The organism is Pseudomonas sp. KD5, assembly GCF_012932895.1.
Lineage (GTDB): Bacteria > Pseudomonadota > Gammaproteobacteria > Pseudomonadales > Pseudomonadaceae > Aquipseudomonas.
In genome coordinates, this window is record NZ_JDWJ01000025.1 from 1 (window position 1) to 6,475 (window position 6,475).

Below are 6,475 nucleotides of genomic sequence, written 5' to 3' on the forward strand. Positions count from 1 at the left end.
CTGTCCATACCCCACAGAGCCACTGAGACCAGCCCCTGGACCAAAGGTCGCGGTGACGCTGAGGTCGAACTCTTTGCCTTTGACTTCACCGGTGTCAGGCACCGAGGAGACGTTCAGGTCGCCGCCGACACGGCCAACGACCTCATCGCCGCGCAGGGTNGCACCGCTNATNTTGGTGTCTTNNCCACTGGTGAAGCCCAGNCGGTTGCCCGCGTAGAGGTAGGCTTCTTGCTGTCGGTTACCTTCCCGATCAAGATTGCCCTTGCCGATATTCACGCTGACGTAGACGCCTACGCCTTGAGAGCCGAACGTCAGGCCTGCCTCGCCACCACCGTTGTGTCGATTGCTCTCACTGTCGCTGGCGTTCTGCGCCGACCTGATGTTCAGCTCATTACCGGCATCGAGCGCAATATCTCGCCCAGCCTTGACCTGAGTGCCTACCAGGTTGATGTCGTGGCGGGCGTCCACGGTGACATCCCTTCCAGCGGCAACCTGAGTGGCCGTCGAACTGCCGTGAACGCCGTCCTCGGTGGCAACACCGTAGCTGCCACAAAAAAGGGGACAGATTTATTTATAAACCGAGCAAAAACAAAAAGCTGGCTCCCTCTGTGCTTACAAAAAACAAATCTGTCCCTGAGGGATCCCCACAAATCTACTCCAGAGCCTGCGCCTGTTGATGTACCTCGGCTCGCAACGCGCGCTCAAGTCTTTCCAAGGTTTTTCGAGAGTTTGAGCCGCGTCCGCTTCGCCAGTATTCCAAGCCCAGTCGCCACAGCGACAACACCCGCCGGCGTTTAAGGCTATTGCTTTGAAAACGATGTTCATGACCCGCTTCGCGGGCCTGCAACCCCGTTAAACAAATGATGTAGTTGGCCAAAGTGGAGATCAGTAAAAGCACTTCGATTCGGCGCGGACAGTGACTCCGATGGCGAGTCACGCCGACTCCAAAGTGCTCGCTTTTTACATCCCTGAAGCCTTCTTCTATCTGCATACGCTGCTTGTAAATGGCCACGATTCTCGATGGATTCCATTGATCCTCCGGTAGGTTGCTGGCCAATAACCAAGGTTCTCGTTCACGATTAGCCGATTGCCTGCTGAGTTTGTTTTTGGCGATTGAACCGGTGACACGCTGATGTTTGCGACCCTTTGCCGAATGCCTGACGCAGTACAAATGGATGAAGTGTGGAGCGCTTTGGGTCATCTCGATCCGACCCAGTGATTTCGGTGAGGACGACGCCAGGGCGTAGAGGTTTTTAACCGGCAGCCAAGTGTGTGCGTCGTTGCGGTAGAGGTCCCGGTTACGCACTCGCCCCACGTAATACCAGCCTTGCGCCTCGACGGCTTTGATCCATGGCCGGCGAAAACCTGCATCAGCTACAAGGATCGGAACGCAGTTTTTGGGGAGCATTTCGGCCAACGTTTGCAGCAACCGTTTTTGATATTTCGGACAACCCTCGCGCTCATGAACGCTTTCGTAAATCGGGAACGAACGTCCCGCCAAAGGAATGGCTGCGTGCAACAAAAAGAACTCTCCAGCCGCATCGATCGGCGACCAATCGACCAGGATCAACGGATGCCTCAGCGACCCCAGCAAGGCTCGCAACATGACCCAGTAAAACAGCGAGCGCTCGGTTTGCAGATGCCGATTACCCAGCAACCGATCGACTCGTTTGATGGCGTGTTTGGGGTAGGCCTTGCCTGACATGAATCGGCCAAGCCCCGTCAGAGTGAGCCGACGTCCTTGGAGTAATGCGCTGACACAACACATCAATGTTTTCAGACGACGAGAATGGACAGTGGGAAGTGCTTGGGCGAGCGCGCTGTGTAAGAATCGGATGGCCTGCATAGGGTCGGTGTCTTGTTTTTGTGTGGTGCAATACAAGTTGCCGACCCATGCAGGTCTCTTCAATTCCCAACTTCTTGATTTATCGTAAGAAAAATCGGGGATTTCTCAGGGTCTGTCCCCTATTCCCCCCGTATCTGTTGCATCGTCACGATATACAAGGAGACTGCCCTTGGGCCAGCCACCTACCCACCCACACGGCCACCCACCGCTTAAATAAGCGGAAAGTATTCCCTCAAAAAATTCATTAGTCTTACCTTGAACAGCTCGACTATACAGACAGCACTTTAGATCCGAGACAATATCATCCAATAGTTCTCTATGCTTCGGGAGGAGCTGCTTTTGAACTGAGCGACTCAACTCATCCAAAAGTTCGGATAGTTTAATATCCATCTCAGTATATTTTTCGCCCCCACCGTAAACAACATCCCAAACCTCACTCATCTTCTCTGATCTTAAGTCAGCCCAAGTGAAAGACTCTTCCCCATAGACCTGAACCCAGGCATATTTTTTTGCCGTTGCAAGATCAGAAATTTCGGCACCTCCCAAAACAACCTGATTGACAGATCTCAAGAGCAACCCACTATTTACAAAGCCAATAACTTCATTTACCAGATTGCTATTTTCACCCAACTCTACTTCCCTAACCATTTCAACCATACCTCTGTCTTAGCGCCGTCTACGTTGCGGACAGGCATGCCCGACCCAGTAACATTTCTCAACCTACCCTGCAAGTCGAAAACCTGTTTTTGCAACCGTTCCACAGGTAGATTTCGGTCCATCTCATTCAAACTTTTTCGTACAGCCTCAGTATAGTTTGGATGGCTACCTGTATGTCTCGGCATACCGCTTATGGCGCCCTCTGGCTTAGCCTTACTTGCCGGCAAAAATATGCCATTAGAGGAGTCATCCAGATCAATCCCTACCTTCTTCAGAATAGGATGATTTTTTAACTCCGAAGGAATCAGGTGCTGAGCCTGATAACCAGCCCACGAGTCGGTGCGATTTCTCCCCATTGCTTGGTTCAGATTCTGCCCTAGCTTTGTTGAGCTACCGCCAGTTACTTGACCAGGAGTTCCTGAAAGCAATCTTTGGTTATCAAGGAAATAGGGGACAGACCACGTTTTTGCTTATCCTTCAAAAAGAATTGTGGTCTGCCCCCTATTTCTCCGCGGCATTTACAGGAAGAAGACGACCTCCTTAAAAGTCTGGAGAAACCGGGCGATGTTCTGTCCTTTTCCATATTTGTTCGTGACCTACTCTCTATAGCTCCAGAACATTAGTACTTGAAATTTGTTTTTACTTCGCCACCACGCCTATAGGACATGACAAATGAAGTCCAGTTTTCACCACGCTTTCTAGAGTTTTCTTTTAATCGCTTTACCAGGCTATATAGAACCGCGCCATTGAAATCAGTTTCGGCATTTGTCACCTCCACCCCATTATTTTCAACCACGAGCTCTTCCTCCGAATAGCCGTCACCCACCTCAACTTCGTAACGAAAAGAGTCATAACCATGCACAATACCAGCCTCTATCAGTGCAAAAATTTCTTTTGCCAACTCTATATCTTCAATAATCACTCTATAACCTCCGGAATTTTTTAGCCTCATTTTCAAAGCGCAAAGTCTTACTCTTGCCATCTATTGTATACGTCAATTCCATCGTGTCGGGCCTCGCCGAACCAGGATCCGTGCGATTAAACTTTATAGTAGTCGGACCAACAGTTTTAGAAGGGGGGGGGGGAAATAGGGGACAGACCACGTTTTTGCTTATCCTTCAAAAAGAATTGTGGTCTGCCCCCTATTTCTCACTTTCAAAATCAATCCGGTTCAACTCAACATCCTCTTTGGAGAGACGCGAGTAAGAATTTTCCCGAAGATCTGCTTTCAAAAGATCCAGCTGTTGGGGAGTGAACTGCCTACCTGTCAAATTTTGAATATCAGTGAGGTACGACTTAGTATCTTTAGCTAACTGAGTACTCAGAAGGCCCGTAGCGGAGTCACCGTTTTGAAAAACGCCCCCTCCAATATTTGCCCCTTCTTTTGCACCTAGCGGTAAATCTTAATCAATAGACTCTATTTGAAACACCAAAGTAGAAAAGTCTACTGCTTCAGTACCACCGCTACATTCCAAATTTGTTATGCGACCCTCCTCACTGATTACCATCCCTGCATTTCCAACCCAGGCCTGAGCAATATCGTTCACACGCCATACATTCCAGATTTTCAATTCGCAACCTGTTTTGGATAGCACCGAAAAATAAACGGACTCCGGGCTAGTATCCGCCCATAAAATAACTTCAGAGTGGCGCTGGTCATTTACTTCTAGCTCACCTTTTACCACTTTTAAACGTAGTCCAGACACAGGCTGCATAGTTGACTTCAATCTTCGAGCCAAGAAATTGCTTCGACCTGCTTTAATTTTTTTTTGAAAGATCGGGTACACAAGACGTTCTGCTACTTGAATAGGAGCCCCTCGTGTACGTTGAAAAATTGAAGAAAGTGTTTCCGTCATTTCTCAGTATTTCTCACCCCGCGATAACCATGTACCTCATCGCGGGGTACGATTTATTTGAGAGTAAGGCTCATTTTCAGAGTGAGCCCAATGGTGGAGCCTTCCAAGCCGCAATCAATCTGCACTAAAAAGGGGACACCTATTAGCCTTGACTCGAGACCGGCTAATGGGCGTCCCCCTATTACGTTATTACGACTAATGACTAATATTTAAAATTGGTTTTTACTTCACCACCGCACTTATAAGACATAACAAACGAAATCCAATCTTCACCACGCTTCATTGCGCTAGCCTTTAGTTCCTCTATTAAAGAATGCAGTATCGCACCATTGAAATCAGTTTCGGCATTTGTTACCGCGACCCCATCTTTCTCAACCGTGAGCATCCACTCCATGTACCCTTCACCAACCTCGACCTCATAACTGAAAGAGTCATAGCCGTGAACAATACCTGACTCTATCAAGTCAAAAATTTTCTTTGCCAACTCTAGATCTTCAGCAATCACAATATAATCTCCGGAACTTCATGAGCTTCATTTTTAAATGACAAAGTTTTCGCCTCGCCATTTATCGTATACGTCAACTCCATCGTATCGGGCCGCGCAGAACCCGGATCTTTCCGATTAAACTTTATCTTTGTCGGTCCAACCGTTTTAGAAGGGTCATTTAAAGCCGCCCTTATTTTATTCTCATAGAAAACTTTATATGCCGAGTTATTAAAATTCTTGTCCTGTGGAAACAGATTATAACCATCACAGGTCCCACCCTGGCTACACGCCCGAGCATGGCCGCCAACGTCAGTGTCCCGCCCTTCCTTGCCTGCCGCCGTCTGCCTCGAATCTCGAGGGACCTTCGTCTGGTTCGGAGTAAACGTAAGCTCTTCTACGAAGCCTTTACTGTTTGTCGTAAAGGAGTCGCCATTATCAAGCTCGTATCGGGTATTGGGGCTCCTGGCACTCGGATTATTGAGAATTTCGTACTCACGAGATCCTTTGACGGCGTTGCCGGTATTGACCTTTACCACAGGAATATCGGCATGTCCCCCAACGTTGGGCTTGAGGCCATCGCCAGACACAGGTGTCGTTGGGCCCTTGCCTGTTGGGCCCGCATCCACCCATCCCTTCTGCGGCGCTTCCCCAAATTCCTTCTTCCAGTCAGGATGTTTAGGGTCAATGTTCAGCGGATCCGTGACCTTGGCTATGCCGCCAGCAGCCCCCTTGCCACCTATGATGCCAATGACCTTACCAGTCGCAGCACCTGCAGCGTTTGTTACCGTTCCCAAGGCAATATTCAGCAGCGTGGTTGCGCCACGAACGTACACATCGCCTGACTGTTTATCCCGGTCCTGCTCGTGGAGCAATTTAAAAAAGTTATCGTTACTCTCTAGGTAATCCTTGTCTTTATCACTGAGCTCACTCGCAATTGATTTCGATATCGAATCTTTGGCCGCAGCGATTTTGTCGCCAAACAGCTTATCCACCACCACGTTACCGGCAAGTCCTACCGCCATTTTGGCTGGGCCCATGACGGCCTGAATCCCCAAGCCTAGGAGCTGCGCTTGCTCTACTGGAAGACCGTCCAAGTACGTTTGCAACTTCGCAGTTTCTTGCAGCAACTTTCTGCCGGGCGTGTTTGCCTGCACATCATTGACTAACCTGAACTTTAAGGTGCCATCGGCGTCCTTAAACCAAGCTGCAGTAGGACGCTTTCCGTCCGAATCACTCGACGCACAGCCACCCGTGACATCACAGCTTTCTTGCAGCTTGGCAAACTCTGCAAATCTCTTCGCGAAGCTTTGAATAGCGACCACATCCGCAGGCTCCAGGTCCTTGATATCCCCAGCATCCCTGCCATTTCGAACCAGGTTCTTGGCAATATTCAGCGCAACCTCATCCCCCAACGCAGCCCTCGCGGAAGCAGGCACCTCATCAATTGAAATCCGCTGCGNCTGGATGTTGGTCCAGATCTGCTTGGTGGCCTGTACCGGCCCATTAACCAGCTTGAGTGCGTCCTCATACGCTTTCAGGCTGCTATCGGGGTAGCTTTTGATGCTGTTCTTCCAAGCCGTCACGGTCCCGGAGGTATCCATCACGGCATCCACCGAAGATTTGGTGACA

6 protein-coding genes and 2 pseudogenes are annotated in these 6,475 nt (G+C 49.5%); all 8 read right to left on the minus strand.

All coding sequences use genetic code 11. From position 1 onward, the window contains the following. Positions 1 to 549, minus strand: a pseudogene (locus tag AF70_RS29480) (hemagglutinin repeat-containing protein); the annotation flags it as partial. A 103-nt stretch (positions 550 to 652) separates the two neighbouring features. Further along, positions 653 to 1,846 (minus strand): IS4 family transposase, encoded by a 1,194-nt coding sequence (locus AF70_RS29485; RefSeq protein WP_026331731.1) that lies wholly within the window; start codon positions 1,844 to 1,846, stop codon positions 653 to 655. A gap of 105 nt (positions 1,847 to 1,951) precedes the next feature. Then, the gene (locus tag AF70_RS29490) at positions 1,952 to 2,503 is read right to left on the minus strand and encodes a hypothetical protein (protein WP_019579667.1); all 552 of its coding nucleotides are present in this window, start codon (positions 2,501 to 2,503) and stop codon (positions 1,952 to 1,954) included. Next, positions 2,479 to 2,859, minus strand: a complete 381-nt coding sequence (locus AF70_RS30155; protein ID WP_081625698.1) for an AHH domain-containing protein — start codon at positions 2,857 to 2,859, stop codon at positions 2,479 to 2,481. Before AF70_RS30155 ends, AF70_RS29490 begins: the two co-directional genes overlap by 25 nt. Before the next feature lie 263 nt (positions 2,860 to 3,122). Beyond that, a complete protein-coding gene (locus AF70_RS29500) occupies positions 3,123 to 3,425 on the minus strand; it encodes a hypothetical protein (protein WP_019579680.1) in 303 nt (100 codons plus the stop codon). 481 nt (positions 3,426 to 3,906) lie between these two features. After that, positions 3,907 to 4,359, minus strand: coding sequence for a hypothetical protein (locus tag AF70_RS29505; RefSeq protein ID WP_155954650.1), 453 nt, complete (start codon positions 4,357 to 4,359; stop codon positions 3,907 to 3,909). Between the two features lie 202 nt (positions 4,360 to 4,561). Then, positions 4,562 to 4,864 (minus strand): hypothetical protein, encoded by a 303-nt coding sequence (locus AF70_RS29510; protein WP_028940409.1) that lies wholly within the window; start codon positions 4,862 to 4,864, stop codon positions 4,562 to 4,564. Next, positions 4,861 to 6,475: pseudogene (locus AF70_RS29515) on the minus strand (DNA/RNA non-specific endonuclease); the annotation flags it as partial. The gene AF70_RS29510 and the pseudogene AF70_RS29515, both read right to left, overlap by 4 nt.